The sequence below is a fragment of the Massilia sp. DD77 genome (assembly GCF_036961685.1).
In the GTDB taxonomy this organism is placed as follows: domain Bacteria; phylum Pseudomonadota; class Gammaproteobacteria; order Burkholderiales; family Burkholderiaceae_D; genus Telluria.
The window spans coordinates 1-17,157 of record NZ_JBAMDH010000031.1 but is presented as its reverse complement, the minus strand read 5'-3'; the positions used below and the strand labels follow the sequence as shown (position 1 = coordinate 17,157).

Here is a 17,157-nt window from a genome sequence, read left to right as displayed (position 1 = left end):
AATTTCAGAGGACGTGCAAGCCGTAGCGGACGTCGCGCCGGTTGGCCGTTTGCGCCCCTTCGACCAGGAAGGCGTCCCAGCCCAGGCGCACGGCCGGGCCCGTCTCTTGCAGGGCGGCGCTGCGCACGTCGAGCGCGCGCAACTCCAGTTCGACCTCGTAGGCCAGGCACACGCCGGTGAACATCGACAGCAGGCTCTTTACAGCCCGGGCCGCCGGTCCGCCGGGCAGGAAGGCGTCGAAGCGCGCGCGGTCGAGCGGCCCGACCACCAGGCGCAGGCGCAGGTCGCGCTGCCAGACACGCGCCCCCGCGATCGCGCGCGATCCGAGCACGGCATTATCGTCGCCCAGCATGGTCTGCTGGGCGGGCGGAACGCCGTACCAGTCGCCCACGAACTGCTCGACCATGACCGGCAGGCCGAAGTAGTCGGACAGCACGCGCCCGATCTGCACCGCCGAGGCGGGCCGGTGGCGGATGCTGGCCGCGAAGTAGCCCAGGGTCTCGTCCAGCACCGCTCCGTGCTCCGGGCTGGCGAAGCGCCCGCGCAGCGAGGCGTCGCCGACGCCGGCCAGGGCCAGCAGCAGCGGCAGGAAGGCATCGCGTCCGTCCAGCTGGTATTGCAGCGCCAGCCGGTACTTGCGCCAGGCCGCATAGAACAGGGCCAGCGAGCGGTTCGAGAAAGTGTCGAGGAAGGCGCGCGGGCCCTCGTCCTTGTCCTTGTCCGAGGCCTGGTGCTCGGCGATGCGCTCGGTATAGTGGGCCGGCAGCACGCCATGCCCGCCCAGCAGGCCCATGAAGCTTGGGGTCAGGCGGATATGGCGCAGCACCCCGTCCTCCAGCGCTCTGGCGAGCGCCTCGGCCCGCGGCTGCAGCGCGCGCGGCTCGGGCTGGACCGCTTCCAGCTGGCTGGGCGGGAAGCCCAGCGAGGTCGAGTTCTGGAAGCGCAGGTAGCGCGCGACCAGGTCGCCGTCCCGGCGGTTGCGGCGCCGCAGCCAGAGTTCCAGCAGGCGCACGGCCTGGAAGAATTCGAAGCGCCAGGGCTCGCGGCACAGGCGCTCGATTACAGCAGGCTCAGGCCGCCGCTTCGCGGATCGCATGTGAGCAGTTCCTCTCCGGTTTGGCGCGACACGATCACCAGCCGCGTGAAGCTGTTGGCGTGCACGTACAGCGCAAGAAAGCGCTCGACGATGTGGGCGAAGGCGTGGATGCCGCTGCCGACGAAGGCTTCCTCGTCGATGCTGAGCCTTACTTCCACGCCGCGCACCAGGCAGTTGAAAGGATTACCCGCCATCCAGGCGCTGGCCGCCTGGTAGTCGATGGCGGCGATGCCGCCGATCTGGCGCTGCGAGGAGGGAGAGCGCGGCAGGTCGTGCAGCGCCAGCATCTCGCGGAAGGCTTCGATGCCGCCATCGGCCAGCGACAGGTGGTTCAGCGACAGCAGCGAGATCAGGCGCCAGTGGGCGTTGCGCCCGCTGGGAAAGCGCCAGGAGGCGGTGGGTTTACGCAGGAAGGCGATCGCCTTCACGCCCGAGCCGCCCTCGAGAAACAAATCGCCGCCCGGCTGGCCGTAGCTCAGGGCGCTCGGCAGGTCGCGGTTGGTGCAGGTGAGTTCGACATTGAGGGTGTCGGTTTCCACCGCGGCAGGATCGAAGTCGATGTCGACGATCGAGACCTGGGTCTCGAAGCCCGGGCTCTTGTGGCGCAGGCTTTCGTCGCGCCGCATCGCCCAGTAGTGGCCATGTTCGTCCGGGGTCTGGGCGTGGCGCAGCGAATAGAAGGGACGGAACTCCGCGATCGACTCGCCCTGCGGCGTCTGCCGGATCAGGCGCAGCGCATCGATAGCGTAGACCTCGTAGGCATAGGCGCGGCGCGCATCGGCCAGCACCGGGTAGCTGGGCGTGGTGTGGGTCAGCTGGATCGGCTCGCCGCGCTGGCGGAACAGATTCACCACCGGCGTGCAGCCCAGCAGGACATTGTTGGTCGAGAGCGTGCCCAGCATGCGCGCCAGGTTGGAATCGGCGCGCAGGCCGGACAGGGCCAGGTGCAGCGTGATGGCGCGTGCGCCCGGCAGCGCCGCGGCCAGCGCTTTCAGATCGATGTCGACGAAGTTGAACTTCTCCGGAAAGCAGAAGTACTCGGTCAACAGCCGGTAGGCGGTGTGCGAGCGGGCCGGGAAGTCGATCAGCGCCTCGTCGTCCCCGAAACCGGCCGGCTTGACGGGGATGGCGGGCAGCGCCACCCAGCGCCCGCTGCCTTCGGCCTCGGCATAGGCGGCCACGGTGCGCATGAACAGGGCGTCGCGCAGGGCCGCGCAGAACGAGGGTTCGCCGTCGATGAAGACGCGCAGGGTGTCCAGGCCCAGCTGGCCAAGTCCGCCCTGCTCGCCCGTGGCGGCGATGGTGAGGCTGATGCCGGACGCCGCGCCGCCCGGCAGCCGCACCGCGTCCGGCGCATCGATGATGGCGGCGAAGCTTGCACGCGTGAGCGCCAGCGGCGCCACCGCCACCGGATACACGGTGCGGAAGGTGCAGGCCACGCCGCGCACCGGGCGGCTGGTGAGCTGGGTGCCGCGCGCGATCGTGCTGCTGGCGGTCTGCTGCTTCGCCGCGGCGGCGACGTCCAGGCGCGCGATCGAGCACGAAGGGAAGGGGCGCAGGTAGTGCGGGTACAGCACCTCGAACAGCGCCTCGGTGAATTCCGGATAATCGTCGTCGAGGCGCTTGGCGATGCGCGCGTTGAGCAGGGCGAAGGACTCGATCATGCGCTCGGTGTGCGGGTCTTCGCACACCTCGCCGCTGATCAGGAGCCGTCCCGCGATCTTGGGATAGCGCTCGGCGAAGTCGCGCAGGTCGCGGCGCAGGTAACCCAGTTCGCTTTCGTAGTAGGGAAGCAGCTGTTCCATGCGCGGCCTTCCTAGGTGGCGGCGCGCTGCGCCTTGGCGCGCGCGGCCCGCTTGATGCTGTACTGGAGCGTGGACGGCTGCAGCACCGCATCGAAATTGACCGGCTCCTGCGACACGCTCGCCACCAGCAGCGCCGTGATCGAGAAATCGAGCCGGTTGACCGATTCTTCGCGCACCTCCAGCAAGGCCTTCACGTTGCGCAGGCGCGGCTCGTGGCAGGCGATGGTCTTTTCGATGCAGCTGCAGATATGGGCGCGGTCGGATGGGCTGGACAGCGAGCGGTCGGCGAAGTCGCTCAGGCCATAGCTCACCATCGAGCGGCTGCATTCCGGGAAGTCCTTCAGCGCGTCGTCGGCGAGGATGGAGCGCGTGTTGAGCAGCGCTTCCAGGTCGCGCGCGACGCTGTCCTTCAGGTCTTCGGCCGACAGGCGCGGCGGCGCATGGCTGCCCGCCTGGCCCCCGCCCGGGTTTGCGCCTGGGTTCCCGGCACGCAGCGGCACGCCCAGCAAGCGGTCGAACAGTCCCGGCGTAAATCCTTTCATCGTGCCCCCAGAAAACAAAATCGCATGGTGACACGTTGGCTACGGCAAATACTTGATCAAGTTCACATGCTGGTCTGCTGCCCGTTGCTATTGTTTCTGAGCAAAGTTCTGCTAACCGAAAGACAAGAGGAAAGCCAGCCACATGACCAGCAAAGTACTCTGGGGCGAAGGCCTGCTGTTGCGCCCACAGCATTTTCAGCGGCAAGACCAATACCACGAGCACTGCCTGAACAAGGGCATCCGCGCGGTACACCCGTATGCCTGGGGCGTGGAGCGGCTGGAGATCGACCGCGACGCGCTGGGCAGCAGCGTGCTGCGCATTCTCGCGCTGTCGGTGCGCTTCCAGGACGGACAATGGATCGATGCCCCGGGCGCCGACGCGCTGCCCGAGACCGTCGACCTGAGCCAGCTGCAGGCCGCGCAGGGCGTCACCTATCACGCCGCCGTGCCGGGCCTGAAGCCCTTCAGCGGCAACTTCGTCCAGCCCGGGCAGGCGGACAACACCGCGCGCTTCACCCAGGTCAACGAAGAAACCCCGGACCTGTACACGCAGGCCTCGCCGGTGCAGTTGGCCTATTTAAAAGCCTCGGTGCGCCTGGTGTCCGAGTTCGAGCCGCGCGACGGCTATGTCCACTTCCCCCTGCTGCGCCTGCGCCGCGCCGCCACCGGCGGCTTCGAACCCGATACCGGCTTCGTGCCGCCCACCTTGTCTATCGGCGCCTCGCCGGTGCTGTTCCTGCAGCTGCGCCGGCTGCTCGACGCGCTGCAGGCCAAGGTCGGCGCCCTCTATGGCCACCAGCGCGAACCGAGCCGCAACGTGGTCGAGTTCCGTTCGGGCGACATGTCCTCGTTCTGGCTGCTGCACACGGCCAGTTCCGCCTATGCGGCCCTGACCCACCACTTCCACCATCCGGCCCTGCATCCGGAGCGCCTGTTCGCCCAGCTGCTGGACGTGGCGGGCGGCCTGATGACCTTCTCGAAGAGCTGGACCCTGGGCGACCTGCCGTCCTACCAGCACGCCGATCCCGGCCCGGGCTTCGCCAAGCTGATCACCATCATTCGCGAGCTGCTCGACACCGTGATCTCCTCCAAGTACTTCGCCATCGCGCTGAACGAGACCCGGCCCTGCTACCACCTCGGCATGCTCGACTCGGGCAAGATCGACGAGGACACCACCTTCTACATCGCCGTCTCGGCCGACATTCCCGCGGTGGAGCTGGTCGACGTGGTGCCGCTGCGCTTCAAGGTCGGCGCGCCGGACGACGTGGAAAAATTCGTGCTCTCCGCCCTGCCCGGCGTGCGGCTGCAGCACGCGCCGCAGGTGCCGGCGGCGATTCCCGTGCGCCCCGATACCTGCTACTTCGTGCTGGAAGCGAAGGGGGCGATGGTCGAGCGCATGCTCAAGGCGCAATCGATCTCGATCTACGTCCCGGCCGGCATGAAGGAGCTGAAGCTGGAACTGCTGGCCGTCGCCGCCTGAACGGGCGATGAAGCTCCCTCCCGACTTCCGCTCCCTGGGCCTGTTCGGTCCAGCATCGGCCAGGAGACTGCCGACCACTGGGCTGCGCGATCGAGGTTGTTCACCGGGCTGGTCCGCAGCAGGCGGGTGTCGATCGTTCCGGGAGCCACTGCATTGACGCGAATGCCGTCCAGCCCCAGCGCATCGGCCAGCGCCTTGGCCATCAGCACGACACCGCCTTCGCGCGGGATCCCGGCGATGTCCGAGGCCGGCACCGCGCGTGCCCCATGCCGGGCGGCGGCGATGGCGATGACGACTTTGTCTTTCAGGAGGGAAGTCATGGTGTCCTCTTTCGGTAAATAGTGCCTGGGGCCTGGCATCTGTCAGGCTGCCGGCAGCATGGCGGGCAGGACGCCGACCTGCTGCAGTAGCGAGTACAGGTGGGCAACGCCCCAGTGCTCGGTGATGCGGCCGTCCTGCACGCGCATCACGTCGACCGTATCGAACCGCACCTTGCGGCCGGTCGGGGCGATACCGAACAGGACACCTTCATGCGTGCCGTGATAGGTCTTGTAGGTCGTGACACGGTCGCCCTCGGCCGCTTGCCAGTGGATCACCGCGTGGAAATCGGGGAAGGCCTGGCGCAGGGCGCCGTACAGCAGGCGAGCGCCGGCCTTGTCGGGCGTCCCGCCCGGCTGCGGTGTGTGGTCGAGGAAGTCGTCGGCGAACAGCCGGTCGAACAGGGCGAAATCGCCGCCACCCTGGACTTCCTCGGTATTCCTGCGGACGATGGCCTTGGCGGTTTCCGCAAGGGCGCGGGTGCGGGCATCGGGCATGGTGTTCATGTCGTTCTCCTTCTGATGGCGTGCTCAGCCGATTTTGACGAGGTTCAGGGCCGGCAGCGGGCCGCCGGGAAATTGCTGCAGGGCGCCGCCCACTTCCAGGCTGCCCAGGTCGATGGTGGCGAAACCGAGCCGATCGGCGAGGCTGGCGACGAGGTCCTTGGCCTCGCGGTCGTCGCCGGACAGGAACACCACGCGGCGGCCGCCGGCTTGCTGCGGATCGCTCGCCAGGACCGACGCGAGCAGGGTATTGAAGCCTTTGACGACGCGCGCACCGGGCGCCAGCTTCGTCAGCACCTGGCTCGAATTGCGTCCGCCAAGTTCTGCCAGCCGATAGCCCGGCAACAGGACCGGATTATTGGCGTCGATCAGGACGCGGCCGTTCCAGTCGATGTCACCGAGCGCTTCTTCAAGGCGCGACCAGTTCACGCTGACAAACACGATGTCGGCGGATGCGGCTTCCTGCCGGGTGCCGGCGCGGCTGCGCGGGCCCAGGGCATCGACGACCGGGGCGAGCGACTCGGGCCCCCGGCTGTTGCTGAGGATGACATCGATGCCCGCCGCGACGAGGCGTGTGGCCATGGCCTGGCCGATGGCGCCGGCGCCGATGATGCCGACGGTGCCGGTGCCGGCGTGATTGCTGCTGCTGGTGGTGCTGGACATGTTCTTCTCCTTGGACGGTAATGGCACTTGGTGCCGCTTGATCGGGCGGGTCGTTGCGAACGCCTGATGAAGCCAGTGTAGGACCGGCGGCTGCGGTGATAAATCTATCTATCGGTGCACCACTATTCCCTGGAGCGTGATAATCGGGATCGCAGCTCCAGGCCTGGGAAAACGCCGTAAGCTCGGCGGAATGGATGCCGTAAACGCAACAAGGCCGTGCAGCCTCGCGGCGTGCACGGCCTTGCTGCCTGGTGGAACTCAGGCCGGCTGGCGGATCGCCGGGCGGCTGGTGCGTGCGTCGATGCTGAACGCGCCGGCCCCGAAGGCCGCCACCTGCAGCAGGCCGCCGGCCATCGCGAAGTTCTTCAGCAGGTGGATCAACTGGTTCTGGTCGCCGAGCGCATTGTGGAATGCCAGGCCGGTGACGATCGAGAACACTGCCAGGGCCGCGGCCACCCAGCGTGTCTTCATGCCGAGTACCAGCAGCACGCCGCCGCCGAGTTCGACCGCCACGGCGATGGCGAAGCCGAGTGTCGCGAAGGGCAGGCCGACCGACTGGATATAGCCGATCGTCGCGGCGGGCGCAGCGAGCTTGCCGAAGGCGCTGAAGATGAAGATGGTCGCCAGCAGGATGCGGCCGGCGGCCGACAGGAGAGCGGTATTGGTGTCGTTTGCGGTTTTCATGGTGATTCCTTTCGTCGGGGTGAGGTCGTTGGCCGTCAGTCGGCGGCATGGAGGAATCTTAGGCTGGCGCGACCCATCGCGGAAGCCTATATAAATCGATTATTGTCATCGATAAATTCGATATGTCGGCATGCCTGGCGTTGGCATGCACCCTGCGCTGGCAGAGGATCAGGCAATCATCGGACAGGAAAGGGCATTGGCCCACCCCGGCGCCCTGGCTACGATGAAGCCTCGAATGTTCAAACAAGGAGCTCATCATGCGTACCGCAGCCGCAGCCGCAAGCGTTACCCGCAAGGACAGTGCAACCCATCCCTACGCCGGCATGTGGGTCACGGCCGACGGCTACATCCGGCATGAGCTGCTGCCCGGAGGGCGCTACGACGAGGCCCGCGGCAAGCGCCGCAGCGCCTACCAGGGTCGCTACTGGATCCAGGGAGACCATATCGAATACCTGGACGACACCGGTTTCACGGCGGACGGGGACTTCCGCGACGGCGTGCTCTACCACGCCGGCATGGTGCTGTACCGCGAGTCCGCCCCGGCCGCTACTGGACGGTGACGTAGGCCGAGGCCGGCTGCGCAGGCAGCTGGATCAGCGCGTTCTTCATGACCGCCGCCTCGTTGGCGGGAGTACGGCCGAAAAAGCGCTTGAACTCCCTGCTGAACTGCGAACTGCTCTCGTAGCCCACCAGGTGCGAGGCGGTCGCCGCGCTCACGCCATCCTGCACCATCAGCAGGCGCGCCTTGTGCAGGCGCGTCGTCTTCAGGTACTGGATCGGCGTGGAGCGCGTCACCGCCTTGAAGTGCGCATGGAAGGCAGCCACGCTCATGCCCGCATCCCTGGCCAGGGTGGCCACGTCGACCGGACGGTCATAGCTGGCGTGGATGCGCCGCAGCGCCTTGCCGATCCGGCCGAAATGGCTGTGCTGGTTCAGCGCCGCATGTACCGCGGCGCCCTGTGGGCCGGTCAGTACCCGGTAGAGCAGCTCACGCACGATGCCCGGGCCCAGGATCAAGGCCTCGTCGCGCGAACTCAAGACCGTCAACAGGCGCAACAGGGCATCGCTCATCTCGTCGTTCAAGGGCGTCGAACAGATGCCCGCGGCCGCCGACGGCTGCTGCCGGTGCCGTGCGTCGAGCGCCAGCACCAGCTCCGCCGCGAGCTTCAGATCGATTGAAATCGCCACCGCCAGCATCGGTTCCTCGCGGCTGGCCAGCGTATCCGATTCGAAGGGCAGGGGCACCGAGAGCACCAGGCAGTGCTGCGGGTCGTAGACGTACACGGCATCGCCGAGGAAGCCGCGCTTGCGGCCCTGGCAGACGATCACGATGGAGGGTTCGTACAGCACCGGCACGCGTGCGATCGGGACATCGGCGCGCATGAATCTGACGCCGTCCAGCGCGGACAGGGTGTAGCCTTCGCACGGCGCAAGCGCCTCAAGCAGGCGGACAATACGTTGTTGGCGTGGATCGCTCATGATTCGCAGGATCGGGCACTCATCCAATCATAGCCGATATTTTCCCGGCGACGCAGCCGGACCATGCTTCTCCTGTCGAGAAAACGGCATGTGTTTTCCGGCTCAGTCCATCAGGTAGCGCCATTTGGTCATATGCTGGCGCATGTCGACGGTATCGCCGTCGACGATGAAGGCGCCGTTGCCGGCGTGATGGATCAGCCGGCGCTCGCGCCTGAACCGGTCGACCCGGATCCTGCTGACTTCGAGGATGAACATGTTGTAAGGCTCTACCAGCGCGGTATCGGCCACCTTGCATTCGAGGTTGGCGATGCACTCCTCGATGAGTGGCGCGTTGACGGTGCTGGCCGGCGATGCGTGCAGGCCGAACGTGGCAAACTTGTCGACATCCTGTCCCGAACAGTTCCCTATGCGGGTGACCTGTTCGGCCAGGTCGACGGTGGGGACGGAAATCACGCATTCGCCCGATTCGCGCAACGCGGTATGGCTATGGTTCCAGGGACCGATGACGCACGCCACCAGCGCCGGCTCGTGCTGCACCATCATGTGGAAACCCAGGGTCATCACGTTGTGGCCTTTGGATCCCGCCGTGGTGAGCAGGACGATCGGGCCGGATTCGAGCAGGGTATAGGCTTTTCTGCTTGGGAGGTGCTTGAACATGGCTGTCCTTTCTATTGAGGTTCGCATGGCCCCATATTCGCGCCGCCGGCGCATGCCGGTCCATCGTGGTTTTGCGCCGGATGTCGCACGTTTGCTGTTTCCTGATACCGGGGAGTCGACATGGCAGAGGTAAAGACGGAGGTGACTTCCGCCGAAGGAATGAAGGAACACATTCCAGGACAGATGCTGCGCGAACGGCGCGCACAGGCGGACGACGACATCTACGTCGAGATCGTCACGCGCAACGCCATCCAGGACGACATCCTGGTGCCGGCGGTACCCGAACCCCTGCTGGTCTGGATCGCTTCCGGAGAGGCGGTGGTGGAGGAGCGTCCCCCCGGCGGCGAGTGGCTCGCGGTGCGGGTACGGCAGGGCGATTTCTACCTGACCACGTCCCCGGTGCCGGTCGAGATGCGCTGGCGTAGCACGTCGCCGGAACCGTTCACCGTCATGCATGTCTATGTCGGCCTGCCGCTGTTCGCGCGCGTGGTCCGCATGGCGACAGGACGCGCGCTCGGCGACTTCGCGCTGCGCGAGGTGTCGGGCGAACGCGACCAGATCTTGTGTGGCTTGCTGCAGGTGCTGTACGCCTCGCTCAGCTCACCCACGCAGCCCTCGGGCGGCTTCATCCAGGGCATGGCGCAGGCGCTCGGCTTCCGGCTTGTCGAAGGCTACGAGATCGCGGTGGACGGCCGCAAGATCGTGCGCGGCGGACTGCCTGCCCACAAGCTGCACCGCATACTCGCAGCCATGCGAAGCCGGCTCGCCGAGCCCTTCGAGCTCGCTCCCTACGCCGACATGGCTGGCCTCAGCGTCTTCCATTTCAGCCGGGTATTCAAGCAGGCGACGAGCATGGCGCCGTCGCGCTACGTCGCACGCCTGCGCCTGGAAGAAGCGCGGCGCCTGCTGTGCGAGACCGACCGCTCCGTCATCGACATCGGCCTGGCGCTCGGCTACCAGAGTCCCAGCCATTTTTCCCAGGTCTTCCGCCATGGCACGGGAGTCACGCCGAGCGTGTATCGCAGGGAGCTCGGCATCAGCCATCGGGAGCGCCGATAGCAAAATCCCGACAGCCGCGGCAAACGCCCGAAAGACCCGGCAAGCGCCCTGCCTGATCATGGCCCCGTGCTTCGACATCCCGAAGCCAAGCCTTCAAACACTTGGAAAGGACATGATCATGGAACTCAAAGACAAAATCGCACTGGTGACCGGTGCTTCGAGCGGTATCGGCGCCGCAAGCGCAAGGAAACTGGCGCAGGCGGGCGTGAAAGTCGGCGTGGCAGGCCGCCGGGTCGAGCGGCTCGATGCGCTGGTCGGCGAGATTCGCGCCGCGGGCGGTGAAGCATTCGCGATCGAGATGGACGTGACCGATCCGCATGCCGTACACGGCGGGGTGGCGGCGCTGGCCGACCGCTACGGCACGATCGACATCGTGTTCGCCAATGCGGGCTTGATGCCGGCCTCGGACATCGCGAGCCTGAAAGTCGACGAATGGAACCAGATGGTCGACGTGAACATCAAGGGAGTCCTGAACACGGTGGCCGCCACGCTGCCGATCCTGAGCGCGAAGAAGTCGGGCCATATCATCACCACCTCGTCGATCGCCGGACGCAAGACCGTCCAGGGCCTGGGCGTGTACTGCGCCACCAAGCACGCGGTAGCTGCGTTCTCCGACACCTTGCGCATGGAAGTGGGCGCGCCGTACAACATCCGCGTCACCTGCCTGCAGCCGGGCGCCGTGGAAAGCGAACTGTTCGAGCATGTGTCGGACAAGGGCTATCGGGAGCAGATGGAAGGCCTGAAGGAACAAATGACCTTCCTGAAGGCCGAGGACATCGGCGACGCCTTGGTGTACGCGCTGCAGGCGCCGGCCCATGTGGACATCGCCGAACTGTTCATCATGCCGACCAACCAGGCCTGGTAAGTCCGCGCTCCTCAGCAATCGCGAAGCCGTGTGCCTCCGGAAGGAAGCACGCGGCTTTTCATTGAGGTACCGGCTCAGAGCAGTCCGGCCGCACGCAGTTCGGCGCCCAGGCGGGCAATACCGGCCTCGCCTTTCTGCAGGGCCGCTTCGCTCGTATGTACCGAGTAGTAGCCCGTTACCAGCGGATGCGGGTGGGTCGGGGAGGAACCGAGTACGAACTGGGTGTCGCCACGGGCGAGGAACTGGAGCTGGCCTTCGCCTTTCTGGAACACCCCCAGTTCGCCGGACAGGCGCACCCCGGCCGTTTCCAGCGCGCCGTCGGCGACTGCCACCCAGGCCACGTCATGTCCGGCCGGCGGCGTGTAGCTCCAGCGCTCGCCGTCCTTCAGCTTCACATGCAGGTAATTGATCGGCGCACGTGTCCGGATATCGCTGCCGGCGCCGTCGTGGCTGCCGATCACGACACGCGCCGGGCCGGCCTGCTGGACGCGCTCGGGCGCCAGGTACATGCTCTGCGATTGTCCGTTCTCGTCTTCCGGCGGCAGGGCGAGCCACAATTGAAAACCGCGTACCGCACCATTCTCGATCGGGCCCCCTTCGTGCCAAACGCCGCCGCCGGCGCTCATGTATTCGATGCCGCCGGTCGGAAGCCTGCCTTCGCTGCCCGTGGTTTCGCGGTATTCGAGCGCGCCGTCCATGATGACGGTGACGGTGGCGATGCCGGAATGCGGGTGCATGCCCATCTTGTGCCCGCTGGAGCGAAGATGAAACAGGTCGAGGAAGACGAACGGTTTGATCAGCCCGTCCGCGCCGCTGGGGCTGATCAGGCGCGTCACGCCGCCACGGGTCGTGCCCTGGGTACGGTAGGTGATCTGGCGGTGCCGGATCGGGGCTTGGGAGCTGCGGACAGGGCTGCGTTCGATGACGGTGTTCATGGTCGATTCCTTTCGTGGGTTGCCGCTGGCGGCCCTCGCTGGCCGTTCGGTATGCGAGGATCTTACGAAGCCAGTAACGATCCGAATAGCCTATATAATTCGATCAATACCATCTAAGGAGTGGATAGATGCTCGACGGGATGTCAATGGACCAGTTGCGCACCTTCGTCGCGGCCGCCGACGAAGGCAGTTTCTCTGCGGCGGGGCGCAAGCTGCGGCGTGCGCAATCGGTTGTGAGCCACACCCTGGCCAACCTCGAGCTGCAGGTCGGGCTTTCCTTGTTCGATCGCGGCGGCCGCTATCCGGTGCTCACCGATGCCGGCCAGGCCTTGTTGGAACAGGCCAGGATCGCGGTCGGGAGCATGGATGCGTTCAAGGCGCGGGCGCGCACGCTGGCCGAAGGGCTGGAGCCCGAGCTGGCGGTAGCCGTCGACGTCATGTTCCCGATCGCTAACCTGACCGCCGCGGTGCAGGCTTTCCAACAGCAGTTTCCGACCACACCGCTGCGCCTCTACGTGGAAGCGCTCGGCGCGGTGATCCAGCCGCTGCTGGCCGGCCAGTGCCGGATCGCCGTCATCGGCTCGCTCCCCGAGGTACCGCCCGGGTGCCATTCGGAATACCTGCTCGATGTGCCGTCGGTGACCGTGGCCGCGCCGGGGCATGCGCTCGCGGCCAGGCGCGGGATGATCCTGCGTTCGGTGCTGGAGAAACACGTGCAGCTGGTGCTGACCGACCGCTCGACCCTGACGGCAGGCCGCAATTTCGGGGTGGTGTCGCCCAATGTCTGGCGGCTGGCCGACCTCGGCGCCAAGCATGCTTTCCTCCGCGCCGGTCTCGGCTGGGGACACATGCCCCTGCATATGGTGCAGGCCGACCTCGACGCCGGGACGCTGGTGCAGATCAAGCTCGAGACCAGCCCCACCGCCGGGCCAGGCTTCGCGATGCATGCGATCCACCGCAAGGAACAGCCGCCCGGCCCCGCCGGCCGCTGGTTCGTCCAGCAGCTGCGCCAATATCAGGACGCAGGACCGGGCGGCAGCGTATAGGGACTGTTACGGAACACTTCGAGCATCCAGTCGACGAACACCCGCACGCGGGCGCTCAGGTGCCGGTTCGCCGGATACACGATATAGATCGGAACGGCGGGCGCCTGCCAGTCGCCCAGCACCTGGACCAGTGCGCCGTTGTCCACGTGGCGCCCGGTGATGAAGGCCGGGCCGTGCATGATGCCGAGCCCTGACAGCGTCGCCGCGAGCATGGCGCCGGTATCGTTGACCGAGACAAAGTGATTTCCCCGGACCGTGACCGCCTCCCCATCGTGGGACAATACGATCGGCAGCTGGCGGGTCGAGCCGGCATAGGTGTAGCGGATCAGCTGGTGGCCCGCTTCGAGCTCGTCCGGATGAAGCGGTACGCCATGCGTTTCGAGATATCCCGGCGTGGCGACCGCGGTCTGCGGCAGCCTGCCGAGCTGGCGTGCGATCAGCGACGGATCGCTGACGGTGCCGGCCCGGATGACGCAGTCCACCCGCTCGCCGACCAGGTCCACCGGCCGGTCGCTGGCGCCGATGTCGAGCTGGACATCGGGGTAACGCACGTGGAACTGCGCCAGCGTGGGAATCAGGAGCAGCGATGCGATGGTGGTGCCCATGTCCACGCGCAGCCGGCCGCGCGGATGGCTGCGCGCGCGCGCCAGTTCGTCTTCGACCTCGTCCCATTCCTCGAGCAGGCGCGCCATGCGCTCGTGATAGGCCGCGCCATCGCTGGTCATCGACACCCGCCGCGTGGTGCGGTTGAGCAGTTTGATGCGCAGGTGGGCTTCCAGCGACTGCACCAGCTTGGTCACCGAATTGCGCGGCAGCTGCAGCGAGTCGGCGGCCTTCGCGAAGCTGCCGCTCTCGGCCACGCGTACAAACGCGCGCACCGCGGTGAGGTAATCCATCGAAGCGTCTCCTTAGGGTCCGTGTTGGCGGGCAGTCATCCTCAGATTATCACCCAATTGGGAATAGTGCAGCCTCAAGCCGCTGGTTTATCCATGCTGCGCGATTGCCTACCATGGACTCACTCAACCACCACTACTGAACAGGGAGTCCAACATGAACCAGCAGATCCGCATTACCGAAACCGGCCAGCCTTCCGTCATGCGCCTCGAGGCGGCACCCGCGATCGGCCGTCCCGGACGCGGCGAGGTGCACTTGCGCCATGAAGCGATCGGCGTGAATTTCGTCGACACCTTGTTCCGCTCGGGCGCCTTCAATGTGCCGTTGCCGCTGCCGATGGGTGTGGAAGGCGCCGGCGAGGTCGTCGCCGTCGGCGAGGGAGTGACCAACGTCCAGCCGGGCGACCGCGCTGCCTACTTCTTCTCGTTCGGCGCCTATGCAAACGAGCGCCTGATCGAGGCCCAGCACCTGGTCAAGCTGCCGCGGGACATCGCATCCGACACCGCCGCGGCCACCTTTACCAAGGGCTTGACCGCATGGATGATGCTGTTCGGCGCCCACCGCCTGCAGCCTGGCGAGACGGTGCTGGTGCATGCGGCGGCGGGCGGCGTCGGGTCGATGGTCGCTCGCTGGGCCACATCGCTCGGCGCCACCGTGATCGCCACCGTGGGCGGCAGCGACAAGGCCGCGCTGGTCCGCTCCTGGGGTATCGGGCATGTGCTGGACTCCGGCGATCCGCAACTGGCCGGCAAGGTGCGCGCGCTGAACGGCGGCCGGGGTGTCGACGTCGTGTACGAGCTGGTAGGCAGGACCACCTTCGCCCAGTCGGTGCTGGCGCTGCGTGACGGCGGACACCTGGTTCACGTTGGTAACGCATCGGGCAATCCGTCAGTCGACAAGGCGGCGCTGGCCGCGCGCCGGATCCGCTACGTGCAGCCGAGCACCGGCCAGTACGTGGGCGAACGCCAGGCACTGGAGCTCGCCAGTGCGGCGCTGTTTGCCGCGATGAAGGATGGCGTGTTCGGCGAGGTCGCGCCGGCGCGCTATTGCCTGCAGGATGCCGTGCTGGCTCACGAAGACATCGCCGCACGGCGCCTGCGCGGCGCGGCGATTCTGCTTCCCTGAGTTCCCTGGCCGCCGCAGTGCCGGCGCCAGTATCATGGCAGGCATGCCGGCGGGGGACGGTGACTCTCCTGTCGGTTTCGTTCGTTTTCGTGTCCGGGTTGACTCATGTCCTCCACTTCCGCATTGCAGTTCCGTCCCCTGCGTCCCGATGAATGGGAGGCCTTCCAGGCTCTGCGCCTGCGCTCGATCACCGACATGCCGGAAGCGATCTATCCGACGTACGAGGAAGAAAGTGGCCGCAGCCCCGAACAGGTCCGCGCGCGGATCACGGAGACGGAATACCAGTTTGTCTTCGGCGCCTTCCAGGCCGGCGAGCTGATCGGCATTGCCGGCCTGCGCCGCGAAGCCTTGGCGCAGGTCGCCCACAAGGGCGTTCTGTGGGGCGTTTTCGTGCACCCCGGGCGCCGTGGGGGCGGCATCGCGCGGCGCCTGTTGCAGGCGCTGTTCGACTACGCACGCAAGGCCGGTGTCCGGCAAGTCCACCTCAATGTCAACGTCGATAATCCCCGCGCCGCGGGCCTGTACCGATCGATGGGTTTTGAAACGTATGGCCGCGAGCCGGATGCCATGCGGGTTGGCGACAGGTACTACGACGAAGACCTGATGATGCTGCGCCTGTAGGCTCCAGCCTGGGCGAACGCTTCGCGCACGAGGCGATATCCGAAAGCCACAGGGCGGCGCGGGGATCTGCCGGCACGGTGGGCGAGTGTCGATGAATGGCCGGCCCGGTTTGTAGGATTAGGCAATAACTGCCCATGATCCGGTTACCGTCATCCGAGGGACGCTTCCTATACTTCTCATCACAGCAGCGGCGTATCGGACAAGGTTCTACGCGAGCCACCGGTTCCGCTCCCAACCTGAACCTATTGTTAGAGAGGTGGAAAAATGTTGAAACGCGCACTCGCACTGGTCCTTGGTATCGCCTGCTCCTCGTCCTTCGCTGCGGAAGTGCGTAGCGACTGTGCAAGCGGCGGCAAGGAAGGCGTCGCCCAACTGCATCGCGACTGGCTGTTGATTGGCTGGGAGCGGGACGCCGGCGATCCCGATTTCAATTTCAGGAAGGACCTCGGCAAGTATTATGACTTCGGCAGCAAGGACCTCAACCTGTTCGACGATTTCGATCCTGAACTCAAGGTGCGCCACACGGCGGACGACTACGGCAAGGTCTGGTACGGCCTGGTACCCAAGTTCAAGAGCGTGCACCACAAGATCACCGAACAGCCGGGCGTGACCGCCGCAGGCCCGGGCTACAGCCACTCGGTCATGGAGTTCGTGTTCGAGGTGACGCCGAAGCAGGGCGACCCCATGTACCTGGTCTCGCGCACATCGATCCTCTGGCGCTGCACCGCCGATGGCTGGAAGATTTTCAAGGAACACAATTCGGCGCGGCCGACGGATGCGGCCGCGTACCGGAATGCCAGGTAAGCAAGTCGGCGGCGGACGCCAGGCAGCGCCGCCGCTGTTTCAGCCGGTGTCGGACTGCGGCAGGGCTGATCGGCCCTGATCGGCCCTGATCGGCCACGCAAGCCCTGCACGATGTCTGTTCCGTTCAAGAACCTGCGATCCTGACGATCGCCGGCTTCATGCGTCCACCGGGCCGGTTCACAGGCAATTGAGGGAAGTAAATTATGTCTATCAAATCCGCGCCTGTAAAATCAACAGCTTAGGCATGTTACTGGTTTGTCAATGTATGTCAAATCTCGCTCTGCAGCGAAAGGTGTCTGTCGACGTGATGCCAATGTTTGTCAAACCGCGGTAGGCAGGCGCTTGGGTAATCCCCCCACAAAAGAGCGCGATCAGAAGTAGAATTTTCTACTTAAGACACAGGAAGCTCTACATGAAGACGTCCCGCTACCGACAGCCAGATCATCGCCATCCTCAAGCAAGTAGAAACCGGCAGCCCAGTACCGGAGCTGTGCCGCGAGCACGGCATTAGCAATGCCACGTTTTACAAGTGGCGCTCCAAGTTTGGCGGCATGGACGCCTCGTTGATGGCACGGATGAAG

Annotated in this window: 19 protein-coding genes and 1 pseudogene; 9 read left to right on the top strand and 11 right to left on the bottom strand. The window is 66.0% G+C overall.

The genetic code is table 11. The features are described from left to right. Positions 1 to 4 precede the first annotated feature (4 nt). From tssG to tssE, 3 genes are read right to left on the bottom strand one after another with little or no spacing between them, the layout of a single operon-like run. Positions 5 to 1,096, bottom strand: a complete 1,092-nt coding sequence (gene tssG / locus V7778_RS18410; RefSeq protein WP_335557909.1) for a type VI secretion system baseplate subunit TssG — start codon at positions 1,094 to 1,096, stop codon at positions 5 to 7. Then, positions 1,060 to 2,901, bottom strand: coding sequence for a type VI secretion system baseplate subunit TssF (gene tssF / locus V7778_RS18405; RefSeq protein WP_335557907.1), 1,842 nt, complete (start codon positions 2,899 to 2,901; stop codon positions 1,060 to 1,062). Before tssF ends, tssG begins: the two co-directional genes overlap by 37 nt. An 11-nt stretch (positions 2,902 to 2,912) precedes the next feature. Further along, the gene (gene tssE / locus V7778_RS18400; protein ID WP_335557905.1) at positions 2,913 to 3,443 is read right to left on the bottom strand and encodes a type VI secretion system baseplate subunit TssE; all 531 of its coding nucleotides are present in this window, start codon (positions 3,441 to 3,443) and stop codon (positions 2,913 to 2,915) included. A 142-nt stretch (positions 3,444 to 3,585) separates the two neighbouring features. Here tssE and tssK point away from each other — a divergent pair, with 142 nt between their 5' ends. Then, entirely contained in the window at positions 3,586 to 4,923 is a 1,338-nt protein-coding gene (gene tssK / locus V7778_RS18395) for a type VI secretion system baseplate subunit TssK (protein ID WP_335557903.1), read from the top strand. Here the strand turns inward: tssK and V7778_RS18390 are convergent. The 4 genes from V7778_RS18390 to V7778_RS18375 all read right to left on the bottom strand — a co-directional run bounded on the left by V7778_RS18390 (position 4,866) and on the right by V7778_RS18375 (position 7,091). Continuing rightward, positions 4,866 to 5,243, bottom strand: a complete 378-nt coding sequence (locus V7778_RS18390; protein WP_335557902.1) for an SDR family oxidoreductase — start codon at positions 5,241 to 5,243, stop codon at positions 4,866 to 4,868. The two genes, tssK and V7778_RS18390, sit on opposite strands and share 58 nt — an antisense overlap. A 42-nt stretch (positions 5,244 to 5,285) precedes the next feature. Beyond that, on the bottom strand, positions 5,286 to 5,747 hold the full coding sequence (locus tag V7778_RS18385; protein ID WP_335557900.1) for an ester cyclase: 462 nt from the start codon (positions 5,745 to 5,747) through the stop codon (positions 5,286 to 5,288). Between the two features lie 24 nt (positions 5,748 to 5,771). Next, entirely contained in the window at positions 5,772 to 6,515 is a 744-nt protein-coding gene (locus tag V7778_RS18380; RefSeq protein WP_335558020.1) for an NADPH-dependent F420 reductase, read from the bottom strand. Between the two features lie 150 nt (positions 6,516 to 6,665). Next, on the bottom strand, positions 6,666 to 7,091 hold the full coding sequence (locus V7778_RS18375; RefSeq protein ID WP_335557898.1) for a DoxX family protein: 426 nt from the start codon (positions 7,089 to 7,091) through the stop codon (positions 6,666 to 6,668). Positions 7,092 to 7,348: 257 nt separating this feature from the next. On the opposite strand from V7778_RS18375, the gene V7778_RS18370 reads away from it, so the two are divergent. Then, positions 7,349 to 7,651: an Atu4866 domain-containing protein gene (locus V7778_RS18370; protein ID WP_335557896.1), complete on the top strand. Its 303-nt coding sequence runs from the start codon at positions 7,349 to 7,351 to the stop codon at positions 7,649 to 7,651. Here the strand turns inward: V7778_RS18370 and V7778_RS18365 are convergent. Together V7778_RS18365 and V7778_RS18360 are read right to left on the bottom strand one after the other, a co-directional pair. Beyond that, positions 7,638 to 8,570 carry an AraC family transcriptional regulator gene (locus V7778_RS18365; protein WP_335557894.1) on the bottom strand — a complete coding sequence of 311 codons (933 nt, stop codon included), beginning with the start codon at positions 8,568 to 8,570 and terminating at the stop codon, positions 7,638 to 7,640. The genes V7778_RS18370 and V7778_RS18365 overlap by 14 nt on opposite strands. Before the next feature lie 102 nt (positions 8,571 to 8,672). Further along, a complete protein-coding gene (locus V7778_RS18360) occupies positions 8,673 to 9,227 on the bottom strand; it encodes a flavin reductase family protein (protein WP_335557892.1) in 555 nt (184 codons plus the stop codon). 120 nt (positions 9,228 to 9,347) lie between these two features. Here V7778_RS18360 and V7778_RS18355 point away from each other — a divergent pair, with 120 nt between their 5' ends. Next, entirely contained in the window at positions 9,348 to 10,286 is a 939-nt protein-coding gene (locus V7778_RS18355; protein WP_335557890.1) for an AraC family transcriptional regulator, read from the top strand. 118 nt (positions 10,287 to 10,404) lie between these two features. Beyond that, positions 10,405 to 11,151: an SDR family oxidoreductase gene (locus V7778_RS18350; protein ID WP_335557888.1), complete on the top strand. Its 747-nt coding sequence runs from the start codon at positions 10,405 to 10,407 to the stop codon at positions 11,149 to 11,151. Positions 11,152 to 11,225: 74 nt separating this feature from the next. Here V7778_RS18350 and V7778_RS18345 read toward each other — a convergent pair whose 3' ends face one another. Beyond that, positions 11,226 to 12,086: a pirin family protein gene (locus V7778_RS18345; RefSeq protein WP_335557887.1), complete on the bottom strand. Its 861-nt coding sequence runs from the start codon at positions 12,084 to 12,086 to the stop codon at positions 11,226 to 11,228. A 128-nt stretch (positions 12,087 to 12,214) separates the two neighbouring features. On the opposite strand from V7778_RS18345, the gene V7778_RS18340 reads away from it, so the two are divergent. After that, positions 12,215 to 13,132 (top strand): LysR family transcriptional regulator, encoded by a 918-nt coding sequence (locus tag V7778_RS18340; protein ID WP_335557885.1) that lies wholly within the window; start codon positions 12,215 to 12,217, stop codon positions 13,130 to 13,132. Here V7778_RS18340 and V7778_RS18335 read toward each other — a convergent pair. Beyond that, positions 13,102 to 14,028: a LysR family transcriptional regulator gene (locus tag V7778_RS18335; protein WP_335557883.1), complete on the bottom strand. Its 927-nt coding sequence runs from the start codon at positions 14,026 to 14,028 to the stop codon at positions 13,102 to 13,104. The genes V7778_RS18340 and V7778_RS18335 overlap by 31 nt on opposite strands. A 154-nt stretch (positions 14,029 to 14,182) precedes the next feature. On the opposite strand from V7778_RS18335, the gene V7778_RS18330 reads away from it, so the two are divergent. The 4 genes and pseudogenes from V7778_RS18330 to V7778_RS18315 all read left to right on the top strand — a co-directional run. Next, positions 14,183 to 15,151: a quinone oxidoreductase family protein gene (locus tag V7778_RS18330; RefSeq protein WP_335557881.1), complete on the top strand. Its 969-nt coding sequence runs from the start codon at positions 14,183 to 14,185 to the stop codon at positions 15,149 to 15,151. A gap of 105 nt (positions 15,152 to 15,256) precedes the next feature. Beyond that, on the top strand, positions 15,257 to 15,772 hold the full coding sequence (locus V7778_RS18325; protein ID WP_335557879.1) for a GNAT family N-acetyltransferase: 516 nt from the start codon (positions 15,257 to 15,259) through the stop codon (positions 15,770 to 15,772). 264 nt (positions 15,773 to 16,036) lie between these two features. After that, positions 16,037 to 16,576: a hypothetical protein gene (locus tag V7778_RS18320; protein WP_335557877.1), complete on the top strand. Its 540-nt coding sequence runs from the start codon at positions 16,037 to 16,039 to the stop codon at positions 16,574 to 16,576. Positions 16,577 to 16,988: 412 nt separating this feature from the next. Further along, positions 16,989 to 17,157, top strand: a pseudogene (locus V7778_RS18315) (transposase); the annotation flags it as partial.

Bases quoted from the DNA above. Each gene is read 5' to 3' on its own strand.
- V7778_RS18360 (WP_335557892.1), bottom strand. From the start codon at position 9,227: ATGTTCAAGCACCTCCCAAGCAGAAAAGCCTATACCCTGCTCGAATCC.
- tssE (WP_335557905.1), bottom strand. From the start codon at position 3,443: ATGAAAGGATTTACGCCGGGACTGTTCGACCGCTTGCTGGGCGTGCCG.
- V7778_RS18365 (WP_335557894.1), bottom strand. From the start codon at position 8,570: ATGAGCGATCCACGCCAACAACGTATTGTCCGCCTGCTTGAGGCGCTT.
- V7778_RS18385 (WP_335557900.1), bottom strand. From the start codon at position 5,747: ATGAACACCATGCCCGATGCCCGCACCCGCGCCCTTGCGGAAACCGCC.
- V7778_RS18325 (WP_335557879.1), top strand. From the start codon at position 15,257: ATGTCCTCCACTTCCGCATTGCAGTTCCGTCCCCTGCGTCCCGATGAA.
- V7778_RS18375 (WP_335557898.1), bottom strand. From the start codon at position 7,091: ATGAAAACCGCAAACGACACCAATACCGCTCTCCTGTCGGCCGCCGGC.
- tssG (WP_335557909.1), bottom strand. From the start codon at position 1,096: ATGCGATCCGCGAAGCGGCGGCCTGAGCCTGCTGTAATCGAGCGCCTG.
- V7778_RS18370 (WP_335557896.1), top strand. From the start codon at position 7,349: ATGCGTACCGCAGCCGCAGCCGCAAGCGTTACCCGCAAGGACAGTGCA.
- V7778_RS18330 (WP_335557881.1), top strand. From the start codon at position 14,183: ATGAACCAGCAGATCCGCATTACCGAAACCGGCCAGCCTTCCGTCATG.
- tssK (WP_335557903.1), top strand. From the start codon at position 3,586: ATGACCAGCAAAGTACTCTGGGGCGAAGGCCTGCTGTTGCGCCCACAG.
- V7778_RS18340 (WP_335557885.1), top strand. From the start codon at position 12,215: ATGCTCGACGGGATGTCAATGGACCAGTTGCGCACCTTCGTCGCGGCC.
- tssF (WP_335557907.1), bottom strand. From the start codon at position 2,901: ATGGAACAGCTGCTTCCCTACTACGAAAGCGAACTGGGTTACCTGCGC.
- V7778_RS18390 (WP_335557902.1), bottom strand. From the start codon at position 5,243: ATGACTTCCCTCCTGAAAGACAAAGTCGTCATCGCCATCGCCGCCGCC.
- V7778_RS18350 (WP_335557888.1), top strand. From the start codon at position 10,405: ATGGAACTCAAAGACAAAATCGCACTGGTGACCGGTGCTTCGAGCGGT.
- V7778_RS18335 (WP_335557883.1), bottom strand. From the start codon at position 14,028: ATGGATTACCTCACCGCGGTGCGCGCGTTTGTACGCGTGGCCGAGAGC.
- V7778_RS18355 (WP_335557890.1), top strand. From the start codon at position 9,348: ATGGCAGAGGTAAAGACGGAGGTGACTTCCGCCGAAGGAATGAAGGAA.
- V7778_RS18320 (WP_335557877.1), top strand. From the start codon at position 16,037: ATGTTGAAACGCGCACTCGCACTGGTCCTTGGTATCGCCTGCTCCTCG.
- V7778_RS18345 (WP_335557887.1), bottom strand. From the start codon at position 12,086: ATGAACACCGTCATCGAACGCAGCCCTGTCCGCAGCTCCCAAGCCCCG.